General features: G+C 61.7%; 15 protein-coding genes. 9 read left to right on the plus strand and 6 right to left on the minus strand.

All coding sequences use genetic code 11. The annotated features are described in order from the left end of the window. Positions 1 to 94 precede the first annotated feature (94 nt). Positions 95 to 550, minus strand: a complete 456-nt coding sequence (locus SM130_RS04930) for a DciA family protein (protein ID WP_102827031.1) — start codon at positions 548 to 550, stop codon at positions 95 to 97. Between the two features lie 296 nt (positions 551 to 846). On the opposite strand from SM130_RS04930, the gene secA reads away from it, so the two are divergent. From secA to SM130_RS04970, 8 genes are all read left to right on the plus strand, one after another. Further along, on the plus strand, positions 847 to 3585 hold the full coding sequence (gene secA, locus SM130_RS04935) for a preprotein translocase subunit SecA (protein ID WP_102827032.1): 2739 nt from the start codon (positions 847 to 849) through the stop codon (positions 3583 to 3585). A gap of 114 nt (positions 3586 to 3699) precedes the next feature. Then, complete coding sequence (gene argJ / locus SM130_RS04940; protein ID WP_102827033.1) at positions 3700 to 4917, plus strand: bifunctional glutamate N-acetyltransferase/amino-acid acetyltransferase ArgJ; 1218 nt, start codon at positions 3700 to 3702, stop codon at positions 4915 to 4917. 124 nt (positions 4918 to 5041) lie between these two features. Then, positions 5042 to 5674, plus strand: coding sequence for a glutathione S-transferase family protein (locus SM130_RS04945; protein WP_102827034.1), 633 nt, complete (start codon positions 5042 to 5044; stop codon positions 5672 to 5674). After that, on the plus strand, positions 5671 to 6609 hold the full coding sequence (locus SM130_RS04950; protein WP_102827035.1) for a Nudix family hydrolase: 939 nt from the start codon (positions 5671 to 5673) through the stop codon (positions 6607 to 6609). The genes SM130_RS04945 and SM130_RS04950 overlap by 4 nt, the downstream gene beginning before the upstream one ends. A 174-nt stretch (positions 6610 to 6783) precedes the next feature. Further along, a complete protein-coding gene (gene ahpC / locus SM130_RS04955; protein WP_003284760.1) occupies positions 6784 to 7347 on the plus strand; it encodes an alkyl hydroperoxide reductase subunit C in 564 nt (187 codons plus the stop codon). Positions 7348 to 7465: 118 nt separating this feature from the next. Then, positions 7466 to 9028, plus strand: a complete 1563-nt coding sequence (gene ahpF / locus SM130_RS04960) for an alkyl hydroperoxide reductase subunit F (protein ID WP_342369122.1) — start codon at positions 7466 to 7468, stop codon at positions 9026 to 9028. A gap of 234 nt (positions 9029 to 9262) precedes the next feature. Beyond that, positions 9263 to 10390 (plus strand): DUF3182 family protein, encoded by a 1128-nt coding sequence (locus SM130_RS04965; RefSeq protein ID WP_102823849.1) that lies wholly within the window; start codon positions 9263 to 9265, stop codon positions 10388 to 10390. Further along, complete coding sequence (locus SM130_RS04970) at positions 10377 to 11156, plus strand: alpha/beta hydrolase family protein (protein ID WP_102823039.1); 780 nt, start codon at positions 10377 to 10379, stop codon at positions 11154 to 11156. Before SM130_RS04965 ends, SM130_RS04970 begins: the two co-directional genes overlap by 14 nt. Before the next feature lie 170 nt (positions 11157 to 11326). Here SM130_RS04970 and SM130_RS04975 read toward each other — a convergent pair whose 3' ends face one another. From SM130_RS04975 to SM130_RS04995, 5 genes are read right to left on the minus strand one after another with little or no spacing between them, the layout of a single operon-like run. After that, positions 11327 to 12355 carry an ion transporter gene (locus SM130_RS04975; RefSeq protein WP_102823040.1) on the minus strand — a complete coding sequence of 343 codons (1029 nt, stop codon included), beginning with the start codon at positions 12353 to 12355 and terminating at the stop codon, positions 11327 to 11329. Next, positions 12352 to 12936 carry a cob(I)yrinic acid a,c-diamide adenosyltransferase gene (locus SM130_RS04980; RefSeq protein WP_102823041.1) on the minus strand — a complete coding sequence of 195 codons (585 nt, stop codon included), beginning with the start codon at positions 12934 to 12936 and terminating at the stop codon, positions 12352 to 12354. Before SM130_RS04980 ends, SM130_RS04975 begins: the two co-directional genes overlap by 4 nt. A 17-nt stretch (positions 12937 to 12953) precedes the next feature. Further along, the gene (locus SM130_RS04985; RefSeq protein ID WP_102823042.1) at positions 12954 to 14969 is read right to left on the minus strand and encodes a sensor histidine kinase; all 2016 of its coding nucleotides are present in this window, start codon (positions 14967 to 14969) and stop codon (positions 12954 to 12956) included. Between the two features lie 45 nt (positions 14970 to 15014). Beyond that, entirely contained in the window at positions 15015 to 15926 is a 912-nt protein-coding gene (locus SM130_RS04990) for a putative 2-dehydropantoate 2-reductase (protein WP_102823043.1), read from the minus strand. Between the two features lie 5 nt (positions 15927 to 15931). Beyond that, positions 15932 to 16897 carry a GGDEF domain-containing response regulator gene (locus tag SM130_RS04995; protein WP_102823044.1) on the minus strand — a complete coding sequence of 322 codons (966 nt, stop codon included), beginning with the start codon at positions 16895 to 16897 and terminating at the stop codon, positions 15932 to 15934. 158 nt (positions 16898 to 17055) lie between these two features. Here SM130_RS04995 and SM130_RS05000 point away from each other — a divergent pair, with 158 nt between their 5' ends. Then, positions 17056 to 17535 (plus strand): YajQ family cyclic di-GMP-binding protein, encoded by a 480-nt coding sequence (locus tag SM130_RS05000; RefSeq protein WP_102823045.1) that lies wholly within the window; start codon positions 17056 to 17058, stop codon positions 17533 to 17535. Positions 17536 to 17609: the final 74 nt, after the last annotated feature.

The following is a 17609-nucleotide window of genomic DNA, read 5'->3' on the forward strand; positions in this document are numbered from 1 at the left end:
AGCAGCATGAAAAGGCCTCCGTTGCGACGTCGTTCATGCTAACCCGTGTCAGCGGGCCCTGCGCAACGTTGCGGCATGCATTTGTAGCAGGATGTCAGCCTTCCGTTTTGCCACGACTGGCCAGGCGTTCCAGTGCGGCGCGCAAATTGGGGTCGCGGATGCTATCGGCCGCCGCCTGAATGCTGTTTGCGGCGTTGCTCGAAAGTGGTTGCGTGCGAGCCGGGGTGTGCCTCGGTGGAGGCGGCGGCTGCACTTTGAACTGGATGCGAGTCAATCCGGCAAATTCTTCGAGCGCCTCTAACTGACGCTGCAGTCGCCGCTGCTGGTAGCGCAGTCGTGTGGCCCAGTGGCCATCAGTGACGATCAGCAGCAGGCAGCCCTCGCGCCAAGATGCCACACGACAATGCTCGCGGGCGGCGGGCTGTAGTTGGCTTTCCAGCAAATGTTGCAGGCGATCAATGCGAAGGGCTTCGCCGAATAGCGCTCGGAGCGGCTTTACTTCGCGCAACAGGGCCGCCGGTGCGCGGGCTGGTGACGGGCGAAAGGCCATGATGGTCCGTAGATTCAGTGGTGACGCTCGCATCGTAGCAGAAGCCTACGCGCCCAGGCGCTGTCGATGCGGGGAGTGCAGCGGGGCATTTTAGGGGCCTGATCGTGTATTGGAAATGCGCTGTGTCTGGCTTTCGATAAGATCACCTAGGACGGCATTAGCAGTGATGCTGAGTCATTGCGCTGCGCAGTTAGGCACCTTTCCTCACTGCCGTTTCCGAGTAGAATGGCGGCTTTGCACGCAGCCGTGACCCCCGCGGGCGTGCCTCCATCCCCAGCATGGAAGTCTTTGTCGATATGTTTGCGCCTTTATTAAAGAAACTCTTTGGAAGCAAGAATGAGCGTGAGGTCAAACGCATGCTCAAGGCGGTTCAGTCCGTCAATGCACTCGAAGAGCAGATGTTGTCGCTCTCCGACGAGCAGCTGCGCAGCAAGACCGAAGAGTTCAAGGCCCGTCTCAAGAAAGGCGAAACCCTCGATCAGATCCTTCCTGAAGCATTTGCCGTCTGCCGCGAAGCCGGCAAGCGCGTCATGGGTATGCGCCATTTCGACGTTCAGTTGATTGGTGGCATGACTCTGCATGAAGGCCGCATCGCCGAGATGCGCACCGGTGAAGGCAAGACCCTGGTTGCCACCTTGGCGGTGTATCTCAATGCGCTGGCTGGCAAGGGCGTGCACGTGGTCACGGTCAACGACTACCTGGCCCGCCGCGACGCCAACTGGATGCGCCCGCTTTACGAATTCCTCGGCCTCTCGGTTGGCATCGTCACCCCGTTCCAGCCGCCGGAAGAAAAGCGCGCCGCCTACGCCGCTGACATCACCTACGGCACCAACAACGAATTCGGTTTCGACTACCTGCGCGACAACATGGCGTTCAGCCTGCAGGAAAAGAACCAGCGCGAACTCAACTTCGCCGTGATCGACGAAGTCGACTCCATCCTGATCGACGAAGCGCGCACACCACTGATCATCTCCGGTCAGGCTGAGGACAGTTCCAAGCTGTACCAGCAGATCAACCTGCTCATTCCTCGGCTCACGCAGCACATCGAGGAAGAGGAAGGGGTCGTCACCCAGGAAGGGCATTTCTCCATCGATGAGAAGACCCGTCAGGTTGAGTTGAACGAGCAGGGTCACCAGTACATTGAAGAATTGCTGACCCAGGACGGTTTGCTGGCCGAGGGCGAAAGCCTCTATTCGGCGCACAACCTCGGTCTGCTGACCCATGTGTATGCTGGCCTGCGTGCTCACAAGCTATTCCATCGCAACGTCGAATACATCGTGCAGAACAACCAGGTACTGCTGATCGACGAACACACCGGCCGGACCATGCCGGGCCGTCGTCTTTCCGAAGGCCTGCACCAGGCCATCGAAGCGAAGGAAGGGCTGCAGATCCAGCCCGAGAGCCAGACCCTGGCTTCGACCACATTCCAGAACTACTTTCGCCTTTACAAGAAGCTGGCCGGCATGACCGGTACGGCGGACACCGAAGCGTTCGAATTCCAGCAGATCTACAACCTGCCTGTTGTTGTCATTCCGACCAACCGGGCACTGGCACGTAAGGACTTTAACGACCTGGTGTATCTGACCCAGGAAGAGAAATTCGCTGCCATCATCGCTGATATCAAAGAGTGTCGAGCGCAAAGCCGGCCGGTGCTGGTGGGTACGGCGACTATCGAGTCGTCCGAATACGTTTCGCGCCTGCTGGAAAAGGAAGGCTTCGAGCATAAGGTGCTCAACGCCAAGCACCACGATAAGGAAGCCGAGATCATTGCCCAGGCCGGGCGCCCAGGTGCCGTGACCATTGCTACCAACATGGCAGGTCGTGGTACCGACATCCTTCTGGGTGGCAACTGGGAAGTGGAAGTTGCAGCGCTTGAGAATCCGACTGAAGAACAGGTCGCGCAGATCAAGGCGGACTGGCAGAAGCGCCACCAGCAGGTGCTAGAAGCGGGCGGCCTGCACGTCATTGCATCCGAGCGTCATGAATCCCGTCGTATCGACAATCAGTTGCGTGGTCGCGCCGGCCGTCAGGGTGACCCGGGCTCGAGCCGCTTCTACCTGTCGCTGGAAGACAGCCTGATGCGTATCTTCGCCTCCGATCGGGTGAAGAATTTCATGAAGGCGCTGGGCATGGAGTCGGGCGAGGCCATCGAGCACCGCATGGTAACCAATGCCATCGAGAAGGCGCAGCGCAAGGTCGAAGGCCGCAACTTCGACATGCGCAAGCAGTTGCTCGAATACGACGACGTGGCCAACGAGCAGCGCAAGGTGATCTATCACATGCGCAACAGCTTGCTGGCTGCTGATGAAATCGGCCAGACCATTGCCGAGTTCCGTCAGGAAGCGCTGGATGCCGCGATCAGTGCGCATATCCCGCCGCAGTCGCTGCCGGAGCAATGGGATATCCCCGGTCTGGAAGCGGTGCTCTACAGCGATTTCGGTTCACGTCTGCCGGTCCAGCAGTGGCTCGACGAAGACGAGAAACTCTACGAAGAAACCCTGCGCGAGCGGATTCTCGAAGCGTTGCTGGCGGCCTATAACGAGAAGGAAGAGCTGGCTGGCGCCGAGGCGCTACGTTCCTTCGAGAAGCAGATCGTGCTGCGCGTACTGGATGATCTGTGGAAAGACCATCTGTCGACCATGGATCACCTGCGTCATGGTATTCATCTGCGCGGTTACGCCCAGAAAAACCCGAAGCAGGAGTACAAGCGCGAGTCCTTCACACTGTTCCAGGACCTGCTCGAATCCATCAAGCGCGACAGTATCCGCGTGCTGTCTCATGTGCAGGTTCGTCGCGAAGATCCGGTCGAAGAGGAAGCACGTCTGCGTCACGAGGCGGAAGAGTTGGCCAAGCGCATGCAGTTCCAGCACGCCGAGGTATCTGCTCTGGATCAGCCGGAGGAGGAGCCAGAAGTCGAAGGCCAGGCCGACGTCGCTGCGGCGCCGGTGCGTACCGAGCCCAAGATTGGCCGTAACGAGCCTTGCCCGTGCGGATCGGGTAAAAAATACAAGCATTGCCACGGCCAGGTTCAGTAAGTCCGTCCTCGCCTGGTGATTCCGCGCCGCGACCGGCTTCTGCCGCTCGCGGCGTTTTTGTCGCAATCCCTTTCTCGGCCCGTTGGCCATCTATCGTTTTGAAGGAGCGCATCCATGGCTGTTGGTCTTGGTCCTTTACCTACCCTGCATCCGGTACCCGGTTTCGAACTCGGCATCGCTTCCGCTGGCATCAAGCGACCGGGCCGCAAGGATGTGGTGATCATGCGCTGTACCGAAGGCTCGCGGGTCGCTGGGGTAACCACGACCAACGCCTTCTGCGCTGCCCCGGTCATCGTCACCCGCGAACGTATGCACGGTCCGGTGCGTTACCTGTTGACCAACACCGGTAACGCCAACGCCGGCACCGGGCCGCAAGGTCTGGCGGATGCCCGGTATACCTGCGCGGCGCTCGCTGCCATCACCGGGGTCGACGAGACGGCGGTGCTGCCGTTTTCCACCGGTGTGATCGGCGAGCCGCTGCCGGTGCAGAAAATCGAATCGGCGCTGCAGGCCGCGCTCGATGACCTGTCGCCAGATCATTGGGCCGAAGCCGCTACCGGCATCATGACCACCGATACGCTGCCCAAGGGCGCCAGCCGGCAGTTCCAGCATGACGGCGTCACGGTTACGGTCACCGGCATCAGCAAGGGCGCCGGCATGATCCGACCGAACATGGCGACCATGCTCGGCTACATCGCCACTGACGCCAAGGTGGCCGGCGGCGTGTTGCAGGATCTGGTGCGCGATGCGGCGAACAAGTCGTTCAACCGCATCACCATCGATGGCGACACTTCCACCAACGATTGCTGCATGCTGATCGCCACCGGGCAGGCTGCTCTACCGGAAGTCACCGAAGCTACGGGCGAGCTGTTCGAAAAGCTCAAGCAGGCAGTGCTCGAAGTCTTCATGGAGGTGGCCCAGGCCATCGTCCGCGACGGTGAAGGCGCGACCAAATTCGTCACGGTGCAGGTCAACGGTGGCGGCAATCACCAGGAGTGCCTGGACGTCGCCTACGCCGTGGCGCATTCGCCACTGATCAAGACTGCGTTGTTCGCCTCCGACCCGAACTGGGGTCGCATCCTCGCAGCTGTCGGCTATGCCGGCGTGCCGGACCTGGATGTCAGCAAGATCGACGTTTTTCTCGGCGAAGTCTGCATTGCCAGCCAGGGTGGACGCTCGCCCAGCTACACCGAAGAACAGGGTGCAGCGGTGATGGCCCTCGAGGAAATCACCATCCGCATCGAACTGGGTCGTGGTAGCTGCAGCGAGACTATCTGGACCACCGATCTGTCCCACGAATACGTGAAGATCAACGCCGAATACCGCACCTGACTGACTCGCCTGCCTCCGCCATTCCCATTGCGCATGGCCCCATGCGCAATGGGAATTTGCCATTCGCGCTTGCCGCGCTTTAACGTCCACTGACTCTCCCGCAAGACAATCGAGGCGCATTGTCATGGCTCTGCAATTGGTCGTCGGTGACAAGAACTACTCATCCTGGTCGCTGCGTGCCGCTCTGGCAGTGGATCTGTCCGATGCTGCATGCGTACAGATTCCGGTCTCGCTCTATCGGCCCGACAGTCGGGCTCGGCTGCTCGGTTATTCGCCGACTGGAAAAGTCCCGGTGCTACTGACCGAGGACGGGCCGGTATGGGATTCGCTGGCAATCGCCGAATACCTGGCCGAGCGCTTCCCTGAGGCATGCTTGTGGCCGCGCGAGCGGTACGCTCGCGCATTGGCCCGCAGCGTTTGCGCTGAAATGCACAGCGGCTTCCAGGCGCTGCGCAGCCATTTGCCGATGGATATGGCGCGTGACCAGGCGCTGCCTGAGTTGCCCGATGCGGTCCAGGCAGATATCGATCGGGTTTGTGCGATCTGGGCTGATTGTCGCGGACGCTTCGGCCCGATAGGCGACTATCTGTTCGGACAGCCAAGCATCGCCGATGCTTTTTACGCACCAGTTGCCTCGCGCCTACGAAGTTATCGAGTAGCCCTGCCGGCTGTCGCAGCGAGTTATGTCGAGACGGTCTACCAGTGGCCAGCTTTTCAGCGCTGGCGTCAGAGCGCTCTTCAGGAAGTGCAGAAGTGAAACGAATCCATGTCGCCGCCGCTGTCATCCGTGGCGCCGACGAGCGTGTACTGATCGCCAAGCGCCCGCTCGACAAGCATCAGGGTGGCTTGTGGGAGTTTCCCGGCGGCAAGGTTGAAGCAGGTGAGGGCGTCCAGGCGGCACTGGCGCGCGAGCTGCTGGAGGAACTGGGAATTGTGGTCACCGCGGCGCAGCCATTGATCCAGGTGCGCCACGATTATCCGGACAAGCAGGTGCTCCTCGATGTCTGGGAGGTGCAGGCGTTTACCGGTGAGCCGCACGGCGCGGAAGGCCAGCCGCTGATGTGGGTGGCGGCAGATCAGCTGACGAATTACAGCTTCCCGGCCGCCAATCAACCGATCGTCGCGGCTGCGCGCCTGCCGCAACGCTATCTGGTCACGCCAGATGGCATTGCTCCACAACGCTTGCTCGACGGACTCGCACGCGCGCTGGATGACGGAATTCGGCTGATCCAGCTACGTGCGCCGTCGCTGCTGCATGCCGAATATCTTGCGCTGGCGGAACGGGCACTTGCTTTGTGCGAGGGTCGCGCGCAGTTGATGCTCAAGGGACCATTGGACTGGGCGGCAAACTTCCCGCAGGCAGGTTGGCACCTGACTGCCGAGCAGTTGCGTCAGGTAAGTGAAGGCCGACCAATAGCACTCGGGCAATGGCTCGCGGCGTCTTGCCATAATGCCGAAGAGCTGGAACTGGCCGCGTCATTGGGAGTAGATTTCGTCACGTTGTCGCCGGTGCAGGTCACCGCGAGTCATCCGGAAGCGCCCCCGTTGGGATGGGCGCGTGTCGCCGATTTGCTGTTAGGCTTCGACCGGCCGGCTTACCTGTTGGGCGGCCTGCTGACGGCGGATATTCCCAGAGCTCGTGAGGCCGGCGCGCAGGGCGTCGCGGCGATTCGAGCGTTTTGGCCAGATTGAACCACCTACGCATTTACGGGTCACTGGCGATGCTGCGGTAGAGCCGGTCAACCGAATGTGTCGTCGATAGATGAAAGCAATCAGTGCTATTCCCTTAATCAATTAACGGTATGCTGCTGGCTGCGCTATCGTAGGCCCCGTCAAAGTTTCTTAACCCCCCAAAGGAGTTAGCAGATGTCGCTGATCAACACTCAAGTTCAACCGTTCAAAGTCAATGCCTTCCACAACGGCAAGTTCATTGAAGTCACCGAAGAATCCCTGAAGGGCAAGTGGTCCGTGCTGATCTTCATGCCGGCTGCCTTCACCTTCAACTGCCCGACTGAAATCGAAGACGCAGCCAACAGCTACGCCGAATTCCAGAAGGCCGGTACCGAGGTGTACATCGTCACCACCGATACCCACTTCTCGCACAAGGTCTGGCACGAAACTTCCCCTGCCGTAGGCAAGGCGCAGTTCCCGCTGATCGGTGATCCGACTCACCAGCTGACCCGCGCTTTCGGTGTGCACATCGAAGAAGAAGGTCTGGCTCTGCGTGGCACCTTCCTGATCAACCCGGAAGGCGTGATCAAGACCGTCGAGATTCATTCCAACGAGATCGCTCGTGACGTGTCGGAAACCCTGCGCAAGCTGAAAGCCGCCCAGTACACCGCCGCTCACCCGGGCGAAGTTTGCCCGGCCAAGTGGAAAGAAGGCGAGAAGACCCTGGCTCCGTCGCTGGACCTGGTCGGCAAGATCTAAAGCCTATCTGCCTTGCTTGCCTGTCGAAGGAGCTGCTGTTCGCTCCTTCGAACCAACGCCTGGACGCGAACCGTCCGGGCGTTTTATTTCCTGAATTCCGTACGGGGTACCGCTGCTCATGTTGGACACCAATCTCAAGACCCAGTTGAAAGCCTACCTGGAGAAGGTCACCCAGCCCTTCGAGATCGTTGCGTCCCTCGATGACGGCGAGAAATCCCAGGAGATGCTGAGCCTGCTGCAGGACATCGCCAGCCTCAGCGACAAGATCACCCTGGAGACCGACGGCGACGATGCGCGCAAGCCGTCGTTCTCGCTCAACCGCATCGGCGGCAACATCAGCCTGCGTTTCGCTGGTATCCCCATGGGCCACGAATTCACCTCGCTGGTGCTGGCGCTGCTGCAGGTCGGCGGCCATCCGTCGAAGACCGCCCCCGAGGTGATCGAGCAGATCAAGGCGCTGGACGGCGACTACCGCTTCGAAACCTACTTCTCGCTGTCCTGCCAGAACTGCCCGGACGTGGTCCAGGCGCTGAACCTGATGGCCGTGCTCAATCCGAACATCAAGCACGTCGCCATCGACGGCGCGCTGTTCCAGGACGAAGTCGAGCGTCGCCAGATCATGTCGGTGCCGAGCATCTACCTCAACGGCGAACTGTTCACCCAGGGCCGCATGAGCGAGGAAGAGATCCTCGCCAAGCTCGATACCGGCTCCAGCGCCCGTGACGCCGAGAAGCTCAAGGCCAAGGACGCCTACGACGTGCTGGTGGTCGGTGGTGGCCCGGCCGGCGCCGCAGCGGCCATCTACGCCGCACGCAAGGGCATCCGTACCGGTGTGGCGGCCGAGCGCTTCGGCGGCCAGGTGCTCGACACCATGGCCATCGAGAACTTCATCTCGGTGAAGGAAACCGAAGGCCCGAAACTGGCCCGCGCGCTGGAAGAACACGTGCGTGAATACGAAGTCGAGATCATGAACCTGCAGCGTGCCAGTAAGCTGATTCCGGCTGGCGAAGACGGCCTGCATCGCGTGCAGTTCGAGAACGGCGGCGAGCTCAAGGCCAGGAGCCTGATCCTTGCCACCGGCGCACGCTGGCGCGAAATGAACGTGCCCGGCGAGCAGGAATACCGCGGTCGTGGCGTCGCCTACTGCCCGCACTGCGACGGCCCGTTGTTCAAGGGCAAGCGTGTGGCGGTGATCGGTGGCGGCAACTCCGGCGTGGAAGCGGCCATCGACCTGGCCGGCATCGTCGCCCATGTCACCCTGCTCGAATTTGGTGAGGAACTGCGTGCCGATGCGGTACTGCAACGCAAGCTGCAGAGCCTGCCCAACGTGACCATCTTGAAGATGGCGCAGACCACCGAAGTCCAGGGCGATGGCCAGAAAGTCACCGGCCTGCTCTACAAGGACCGCAACAACGACGCCGTGCACACCGTCGAGCTGGAAGGCATCTTTGTGCAGATCGGCCTGCTGCCCAACAGCGACTGGCTCAAGGGTAGCGTGGAGCTGTCGCGCTTCGGCGAGATCATCGTCGACGCCAAAGGCCAGACCAGCATCCCCGGCGTGTTCGCGGCCGGTGACGTAACCACGGTGCCGTACAAGCAGATCGTGATCGCGTTGGGTGAAGGGGCCAAGGCTTCGCTGAGCGCCTTCGATCACCTGATCCGGTCTTCCGCGCCGGCCTGATCCGAGAAGCGAAAAAAAGAAGGGGAGCAGCTGCGGGCTGCTCCCCTTTTTTGTGCTCTGCGCGGGGTGGCGCAAAGGACGTGTGAAAGGGCGCATGCCCGAGGGCTGAGGATCATTGAGCATTGAATGCGGTCTACCGCATTACACCGTGCTAGCGCTCAGGTGGAAGCGAACGCCACGTTGGCTACGGCCAGGGGCGTGCATGTCGAGCAGTCCATGGAGCTGTCCACGAAGATGATGAATGCGCAAACGCTGCAGAGTTCACGCAGGGTCGTGTTGACCTACCCCAACCGGTCACGCGAGCCGCAGCACGAGAAAGTTGTTCACGCGGTATTGGCCGAACGCCTGGCGGCCTTACTGGGCTTGAGTTACGGCGGCGAGTACGACCCGACGCGCCGCTATGATGCCCATCCTTATCTCGTGCCATCGGGTACCGTCGTCGGTCTGCGCGAAGCGCAGGAGCTTGGGTTGCACGAAGAAAACGATCTATTCGGCGGAGTCGTACCGCAGGCCTTCATCGAAACAAAGGCGATCACTCATCCGCTGGTCCGTCCTGATGCGGCGGCCCCGGTTGGTTGGTCGCGGGATTTCGGTACCCAGGTGAAGGGCAGCGTATTGGCCGGATACAGCGCCTTCAGTCTTGAAGACGCCTGTGAGGCCGGGCGGCGGCTACTGCATGAGGGGCCGGTGCGGATCAAGCCAGTGCGGGCGACGGGCGGGCGCGGCCAGCAACGGGTCGATGACAGTGATTCGCTCGACCGCGCGTTGTTCACCCTCGACGAGCAGGAGCTGGCCCAGTACGGGGTGGTCCTGGAGGCGCATCTGGATCGTGTCACGACTTTTAGCGTCGGCCAGATACGAGTCGGCGGCCGACTGGCGAGCTATTACGGTACACAGCGCCTCACCCAGGACAACGCAGGCAACGAGGTCTATGGCGGCTCCGATCTGGTGGTCGTCAATGGCGACTTCGAGGCGCTGCTGGAGCTGGATCTCCCGGAAACCACACGCTTGGCGGTCAGTCAGGCGCAGGTCTATGACGAAGCGGCGTCGGCCTGTTATCGGCAATTCTTCGCTTCACGTCGCAATTACGATATCGCTCAGGGCATCGATGGCCGTGGACAGCCGCGCTCCGGCGTCCTTGAGCAGTCCTGGCGTATAGGTGGCGCTAGCAGCGCGGAGATTGCCGCGCTGGAAATTTTCAAACAGGGGGCCTCCACTCGGGCGGTGCGGGCATCGTCGCTCGAGTTCTACGGACAGCAGCAGAGCGCGCCGGCCGGGGCGAGCGTGCTGTATCGGGACGAAGACGCCGATGTTGGTTTCATTACCAAGTGTGTGATGGTGGAGGAATATGGCGACGCATAGCGAGATGGTCGACATCCTGGTCGGTGATGAACACATTGCCGGTACGTTTCTCACACCTCCAGCGAAGATGCCTGGCGTGCTCTTCGTGCATGGTTGGGGTGGCAGCCAGCAACGTGATCTCAGCCGCGCGCGCGGCATCGCCGGGCTCGGTTGCGTCTGCCTGTCGTTCGACCTGCGAGGCCATGCGCAAACCCGTGCACAGCAGGAAACGGTAACCCGCGAACAGAACCTCGACGATCTGCTGGCAGCCTATGACCTGCTTGCCCAGCATCCTCATATCGACTCTTCGGCGATCGCCGTGGTCGGCACCAGCTACGGCGGTTACCTGGCGGCGATTCTCACCGCATTGCGTCCGGTGAAATGGTTGGCGCTGCGCGTACCGGCCTTGTACCTCGACGGGGAGTGGCAGGTGCCCAAGCGTCGGCTTGATCGGGAACTGCTCAACCAGCTACGTAGCAGGCGCGTGCGGCCGGAGGAAAATCGTGCGCTGGCGGCTTGCGCGGAGTTTCGAGGTGACGTGCTGATCGTCGAGTCCGAACACGACACCTTCGTTCCTCACGAAACGATCATGAGTTATCGCGCTGCCTTCCACGGTACCCAGTCGCTGACGCATCGCATCATCGGCGGTGCCGACCACGCCCTGAGCAACGAGCGTTGTCAGGAAGCCTATACCTCGATTCTGGTGAACTGGGCGACCGAGATGATTATCGGCGCGCGCCTCGACGAGAAATCCGCTGAGGGCTTCAAGGCGGTTGAAGAATCCTAAGCCGGGACCGTCAGAGGTGATCACCTGCAAAGGCTTCGTCCGGGGAAGGCGGCCTACCTAGGCTGGGCTTCAGCGCAGCGCCGGTAATGACTCGATGCGCCGAGGCGGCGTATGTCGAGTGAGCCTATCGATGTCTGCCGGGTCGGCGCGTGTTGGCCCGTCAATGCGGCTCACCGCGGATGTGTTGGCGGTGGCGTCGGGCCGACGAAACGGCTCCAGCGCCGGTCGAGCACCTGTTGCTTGAGCACCTCGATGACGTCGACCAGCAGTTCTTCCAATGCCAGGTCGGTCTGCTCATCCTGATACACCCAAGCGTCGAAGAACTCGTCAGCCAGATTGCCCGCCAGTGTCTGAAACTGCGCGCCGCGCATGCCTTCGACAGCGCCTTGCAGCAGCCGCGAGGCGATGTCGCTAAGGGCGTCGTCAAGCGTGCTGGCTAGACGGTTACCCAGTGGCAGCTTGCGCAGGTTGTGCATCTCGGGGTTGTTCTGCAGCGCCTGGTGAATCAGCTGGCTGACGTAGCCTTCGATGGCCCCTCGATTGTCGCGATAACCGGTTTCCAGCATGGCTTGCAGGCGCCGTGAAATGTCGTTCAGCACGCGCTGCTTGCGCGGCCGGACCACCTCCTGCAGCAGGCGTCGCGACAAGTCATCGCTGGCGCCGATCTCCTGCTGCAGGCGGCCGAACAGGCGCACCATCACCCGATCGGAAAGCTCTTCGATCAGCAAGTAGTAATAGCGGCTGAAAACGCCGTAAATCGCCCAGCGCCGCATGTCGATCAGGCCCAGGCGCTGCAGGCGGATCAGCAACGAGCCCACGCGCAATACCCGTAGCCAGCGCAGCCCGGCCAGGGGGATGCAGCCAAGCACGTCGTACCAGTGGGCGAACGGGTAGTAGTACCAGCGCGCATAGCGGCGTTCGAACAGGGCCACGGTCCAGCCAAGTACGACGTCGAGCACGAAGATGGCCACGAACCCCAGGTCGATGTACTGGAAGTTCGCGTGAATGGTCTGCTGGTAGTTCTCATGCAGCCTTGGCGCGAGGCTCGCCAGTGCGGCGTTGACGGGATGCAGCGCAAACAGGCTGTCGAACAGGATCAGCGCGAGGTTTGCGCAGACCAGCAAGACGATGAACGCTTCCCAAACGGCATGCAGGCCATCGCGCCGCCGTGCCTGTTGCGCGACGGTCGGCTCAGTCATTCGCGGGGCTTCGCTGCGGCTGGCTGCCAGAGAATCTCTCCGCAACCTTGGCGCCGGGCGATCAGGCGGGCGGCGACGAACAGGGCATCGGAAAGGCGGTTCAGATAGGCGAGCAGTACCGGGCGCACTGCTTCGCTGGCGTTCAGCTGCTGGCAACGGCGTTCGGCTGTTCGCGCCATGCTGCGGCACAGGTGGGCGAGGGCGATCAGACGGGACCCACCGGGCAGAATGAATTCCTTAAGCGGCCCGAGCTCCTGGTTCCAATTGTCGATGGCCTGTTCCAATCGCCCGACTTCCGCTTCCTGCAGTGCCTGGTAATCAGGCATCGCCAGTTCGCCACCGAGGTCGAACAAGCGATGCTGACAGGGCGCAAAGACGCTGATCAGCTCGTCGAGCGCTGGCCATTGCACCTGTGCCTCCGCCAGTTCGGCCAGTAGCAGCCCGAGCTGGCTGTTCAGCGTGTCGACCTCGCCCATGGCCTCCACACGGGGATGGTCCTTGGGTACCCGGCGGCCGTCGCCGAGGCCGGTTTCGCCGGTGTCGCCAGTGCGGGTGTAGATCTTCGAAAGTCGATTGCCCATGCGTTTATCCCTTGTGTTCAGGCTGTGGCTGGCTCGGCGGGCGAGGTCAGCGGCAGGCGCAGGGTGAAGGTGGAGCCTTGCCCGGGTTGGCACTGCACCTCCATCTGACCCTGATGATTGTTGGTGATGATGAAATACGAGACGGAAAGACCCAGTCCGGTTCCCTGGCCGACTTCCTTGGTGGTGAAGAATGGCTCGAAGATGCGTTTGCGCACATTTTCCGGAATACCTCCACCGTTGTCCTCCACCTGGATTTCCGCCCAAGGTGGATTCAGGCGCGTGCGCAGGATGATCTGCCCAGGCCTCCCGGTCTGGTGTGTATGGATGGCCTGAGCGGCGTTCTTCAGCAGATTGAGCAGCACCTGCTCCAGTTCATTGCCGATGCACGGCACGCGGTCTACGCGCGGATCGAAATCGCGGACGATGTCGATGGCCTTGAAGTCGAAGCCCTCCATCAGCGCGAAGTCGTTGCCGGCGATCTCCAGCGCCTGGTCGATCAGCATCGGCAGGTGGCAGTCGGCCAGTTGGCGGTTGCTCTTCCGGCTGAAGCTGAGCATGTGGCTGACGATCTTCGCCGCGCGTGAGCCTGCCTGTTGGATGCCGTCGAGCAGCTGCGGCACTTCACGGCGTTGCAGGTACTGGTTGACCGCCTCCAGCCGCACGCCGGTCTCCTCTGCCGCCTCACGATTGCGCTCGAGTTCCGGCGAGAGGCGGCGGCGAATGTTCTGTGCGTTGTGCAGGATGGCACCGAGGGGGTTGTTGATCTCGTGGGCCATGCCGGCGGCCAGGCTGCCGACCGAAAGCATTTTTTCCGACTGCACCATCATTTCTTCCATGTTGATGCGCTGGGTGATGTCGTCGATGCGGATCACCACCCCGCGGCCGCCAGTGCCCGTCAGCGGATAGCAGGTCAGCGCATAGTGGCGCGGCTCGTCGTTGCGCAGCCAGGTCACTCGTTCGACTTTCTCAACCACGTGCTGCTCCGAAGTGCGCCGAATTTGCGCGAGGAACGGTCGGAGTGGTTCGAAGGCGACGAACACCGGCTGGTTGAGCGCATCATCCAATGGCGTTCCGGAAAGGCTGGTGGCTTCCTGGTTCCATTGGGTGACATAGAGCTGCTCATCAAGGGCGATCAGCGCCGAGGGCATCGAGTCGATGATGCTGTTGAGGTATTTCTGAAAGCCGGTCAGCTTCTGCTCGATCTTGCTGCGCACCTGCACTTCCAGCTCCAGCTTGCGATTGGAGTGACGGGTCTCCTCGGCCAGTCCCTGGGCGTGGTCGAACGCTTCCTGGGCGTCGTCGCGGGCGCGCTTGAGCTGCTGCTCGCGGGCTTCCATGCGCGACAGCATGGTGTTGAACGCATCGGCCAGCCGACCGATCTCGTCCTGATTGCCGGGCTCGGCGCGCAGCGAGTAATCCTCCTCGCGGGTGACCTGGCGCGACAGCGCCTCCAGGTCGCGAATCGGTCGGGTGATCAGTTGGCGAATCTGCCGGGCGACCAGTACCCATAGCAGCAGGCTGGCAACGAGAATCGCCAGGCTCGCCGTCAGAGTGCCGGTATAGAAGGCGCCCGGCAGCTCGCTGCTGGCCACCATTAGCAGGTATCCGGCGCTGCCGTCCGGTTGCGGCAGCCTGACCAGCAGATTGGCGCGAATCTCGCCCGCGCGCCATTGGGCGACCTCACCAAGTTGTTCCGGCAGGCGCAGCCGTTCACCTTGCTGCAGTTGCGCGAGGCTGTTGCCGTCGCGGTCGTAGATCATCGCCGCGCGCAATGGCGCATAACCTTCCAGGCGCTCGAGCAATGCTCTGGCCGCCTCCGGAGACGACAGCGCGCGAGTGCTCAGCTGTTCGGTGGCGAACAGCTCGCCAAGGGTGTGCATCGCCTGCGGTGCCACGCTCTGCCGCGAGATCCAGTAGGCCGCGCTGATAAAGGTGAGATTGGAGACCAGCAGAACGGCGGCAAGCAGAACGAGGAGGGCGAGCAGCAGTTTGCGGCCGACTGGAAGGTTTTCGAGGCGCTGACGCAGGATCATTGGCGGGCACGGCGTAGCAGAGGGTTTCTGCAGGGTAGCCGGGGCTCAGTCGGTGGGCAATCCGCGCTGGCTCAGGTGTTCGCGCAGGCGACGATGCAGTTCGTGCAGCCGCGGCACGGCCAGACCAAGGGAATCCGCGCTACGGCAGGCATGGCCGAGCAGATAGGCGATTTCTGTGCGGCGGCCGAGCCGCACATCCTGATACATGGACGAGTAGTTGGCAGCCGTCGCTTCGATCACCCGCCGCACCTCCCGCTCCAGATCCTCGGCGGCAGCTGCCTGGTCACAAGCGGTGAGCAGCTCGGTCAGTTCTTCGCAGAGCTCGCTGAGCTGCTGACGATGTTGCAGCAGTTCACCGTTGCGACAATCGTGAAGCACGGTCAGAGGGTTGATTGCGCAGTTCAGTGCCAGCTTGCGCCACAGGCGCGCCAGAATGTTTGTGCTCCAGATATGCGGGATGCCGGCACGGTCCAGGTCCTCCAGCCAGGCAGGCGCGTTGCCGCCGCCGGAGTCGCCCAGCCAGTTCTGCCCGTGTCCGGCGAACACCACGTGCATCGGGCCGTCGCGATAGGCGCCTTCGGTACTCGAGACGAAAATACAGCGCGCCTGGGGCCAGCGCTCGGCAATCGCCTGTTGGCTGCCAAGGCCGTTCTGCAGCAGTAGAATTTCGCAGTTCGGGGTGAGGCGCTGCGCCAACGGGGCAATCGCGGCTTCCGCATCGTAGGCCTTGCATGCGACCAGCAGCCGCTGGATTGGCGTGGCGGCGTCAGGCAGTTCTGCCGGGATGGCATGCAGGCTGGCGTGACCCGCTTCGCTCAGCGTGAGCCCACCGGCCCACTGGTAATCGACCAGGCGCTGCGCGGAACGGAGGATCATTCGTACCGGAATGCCGGCCCTGGCGAGGCGGGTGGCCCATAGGCTGCCGAGTGCGCCTGCGCCAAGCACGTGCCAGGTCACGTGCTTCAGGCCGATTGCTTCAGACGCTGCGGGACGATACGACCGGTGCTGTAGGCGCTCGGTAGCATGGCTGCAGCACGTTCGATGATCGTTTCGGGCGAGATTGGCAATGCATCGGTGTCGAGGCTGACCAGGCTGATGCCGGCCTTGATTGAGACGAACCCCTCGCTGGTCTTCAATGCCCTGAGGTTCAGACCTTCGTGCAAGCGCTTGAAGCTGCTCGGCGAGCAGCCCTTGAGGTCGTTGACCAGCGCCAGTAGGCCGAACTGGCTTTCATCGATCCGGCACACCACGTCGAGCGGGCGTACCAGTTGCTGCAGGCGGGTAGCGATGGCACACAGAATCTCAGCGTAGACCGCCTCGCCGTAACGCTCGCGTAGCATGTCCGCATCGGGCAGTCCGATCTGCAGGTAGTACAGCGCTGAACCGCGATTTTCCATCTGCCGCAGGCTGGCAGCCAAGCGTTGCTGCAGGTAACGGCTATTGCCCAGGCCGGTCAGCGGGTCCTGCAGGCTTTGCTGTTCGAGCGTGGCGACATTCTCCGTGAGCTGATGATTCTCCTGCTTGAGTCGCTGAAGGGAGCCACACAGGCGGTCGGCGGCGAAGATGCGTGGCAACAACTGTTCGTTCATTGCCGATTTGCTGATGAAGTCGTCGACGCCGTGGTCGAACGCTTGCCCTAGGGCATTCTCGCTATCGCGGCCAGTCAGCAGGATGACGTAGCTGTAGTGGCCGCCCAGAGCATCGCGTTGGCGAATCTGGCCGGTCAGTTCGAGGCCGTCCATTTCCGGCATCAGCCAATCGGCTAACAGCACGTGAGCAGGCCGTTGCGCATGCTGCACAAGCGCGTCGGCAGCACTGCTGGCGAAGCGGATGTCCTGATAGCCAGCCTTGCTCAGTGCGCGACCTATCATGACGCTGGAAAACTTGGCGTCATCGACTACGAGGATGCTCAGAAGGGGGTTGGGCATGGCAAGCTCAATCAATTGAAGAGGGGACGTCCTGTCACTCCTTGCCGTAGGGCGGGCGCTGACACGTCGAATCGTTATAATGACCGCGCTTTCTTAACCGTCAAGACATACGCGCTCGGCTCATGCGGCCTGTCGCGCTACTTTAGTGGAGGAATCCCATGCCCTCGTTCGACGTGGTGTCCGAACTGGACAAACACGAAGTCACCAACGCGATCGATAACGCCATGAAGGAACTGGATCGTCGTTACGATCTGCGCGGCAAAGGCAGCTTCGAGCACAAGGACCTGACCGTGCAGCTGACGGCAGACGCTGAGTTCCAATTGGAGCAGATGCTCGAGATCCTCAAGTTGAGCCTGGTCGAGCGCAAGATTGATATCCAGTGCCTGGAGATCAAGGATGCCTACCCATCCGGCAAGAGTACCAAGCAGGAAGTGGTGCTGCGTGAAGGGATCGAAAAGGAACTGGCGAAGAAGATCGTTGCGCACATCAAGGACGCCAAGCTCAAGGTGCAGGCTGCCATCCAGGGTGAGCAGGTACGCGTGACCGGCAAGAAGCGTGACGATCTGCAGGAAGCGATCGCCGCCCTGCGTGGTCATGAATTCGGCATGCCGCTGCAGTTCAACAACTTCCGCGACTAATTCCCCTTCGCGCCTCGGCGCGAGCGTTCATCCCCCGCGTTCGTCGGCGCCCGTCCTCAGGGCGCCGATGCTTG

Origin of the sequence: Stutzerimonas stutzeri, from assembly GCF_038561965.1 — a bacterium.
Lineage (GTDB): Bacteria > Pseudomonadota > Gammaproteobacteria > Pseudomonadales > Pseudomonadaceae > Stutzerimonas > Stutzerimonas stutzeri_AA.

Excerpts from the sequence above, each read along its gene's own strand:
- SM130_RS04930 (WP_102827031.1), bottom strand. The coding sequence starts at position 550 with ATGGCCTTTCGCCCGTCACCAGCCCGCGCACCGGCGGCCCTGTTGCGC.
- SM130_RS04995 (WP_102823044.1), bottom strand. The coding sequence starts at position 16,897 with ATGCCCAACCCCCTTCTGAGCATCCTCGTAGTCGATGACGCCAAGTTT.
- ahpF (WP_342369122.1), top strand. The coding sequence starts at position 7,466 with ATGTTGGACACCAATCTCAAGACCCAGTTGAAAGCCTACCTGGAGAAG.
- argJ (WP_102827033.1), top strand. The coding sequence starts at position 3,700 with ATGGCTGTTGGTCTTGGTCCTTTACCTACCCTGCATCCGGTACCCGGT.
- SM130_RS04970 (WP_102823039.1), top strand. The coding sequence starts at position 10,377 with ATGGCGACGCATAGCGAGATGGTCGACATCCTGGTCGGTGATGAACAC.
- SM130_RS04965 (WP_102823849.1), top strand. The coding sequence starts at position 9,263 with ATGATGAATGCGCAAACGCTGCAGAGTTCACGCAGGGTCGTGTTGACC.
- SM130_RS05000 (WP_102823045.1), top strand. The coding sequence starts at position 17,056 with ATGCCCTCGTTCGACGTGGTGTCCGAACTGGACAAACACGAAGTCACC.
- SM130_RS04980 (WP_102823041.1), bottom strand. The coding sequence starts at position 12,936 with ATGGGCAATCGACTTTCGAAGATCTACACCCGCACTGGCGACACCGGC.
- SM130_RS04975 (WP_102823040.1), bottom strand. The coding sequence starts at position 12,355 with ATGACTGAGCCGACCGTCGCGCAACAGGCACGGCGGCGCGATGGCCTG.
- secA (WP_102827032.1), top strand. The coding sequence starts at position 847 with ATGTTTGCGCCTTTATTAAAGAAACTCTTTGGAAGCAAGAATGAGCGT.
- ahpC (WP_003284760.1), top strand. The coding sequence starts at position 6,784 with ATGTCGCTGATCAACACTCAAGTTCAACCGTTCAAAGTCAATGCCTTC.
- SM130_RS04945 (WP_102827034.1), top strand. The coding sequence starts at position 5,042 with ATGGCTCTGCAATTGGTCGTCGGTGACAAGAACTACTCATCCTGGTCG.
- SM130_RS04985 (WP_102823042.1), bottom strand. The coding sequence starts at position 14,969 with ATGATCCTGCGTCAGCGCCTCGAAAACCTTCCAGTCGGCCGCAAACTG.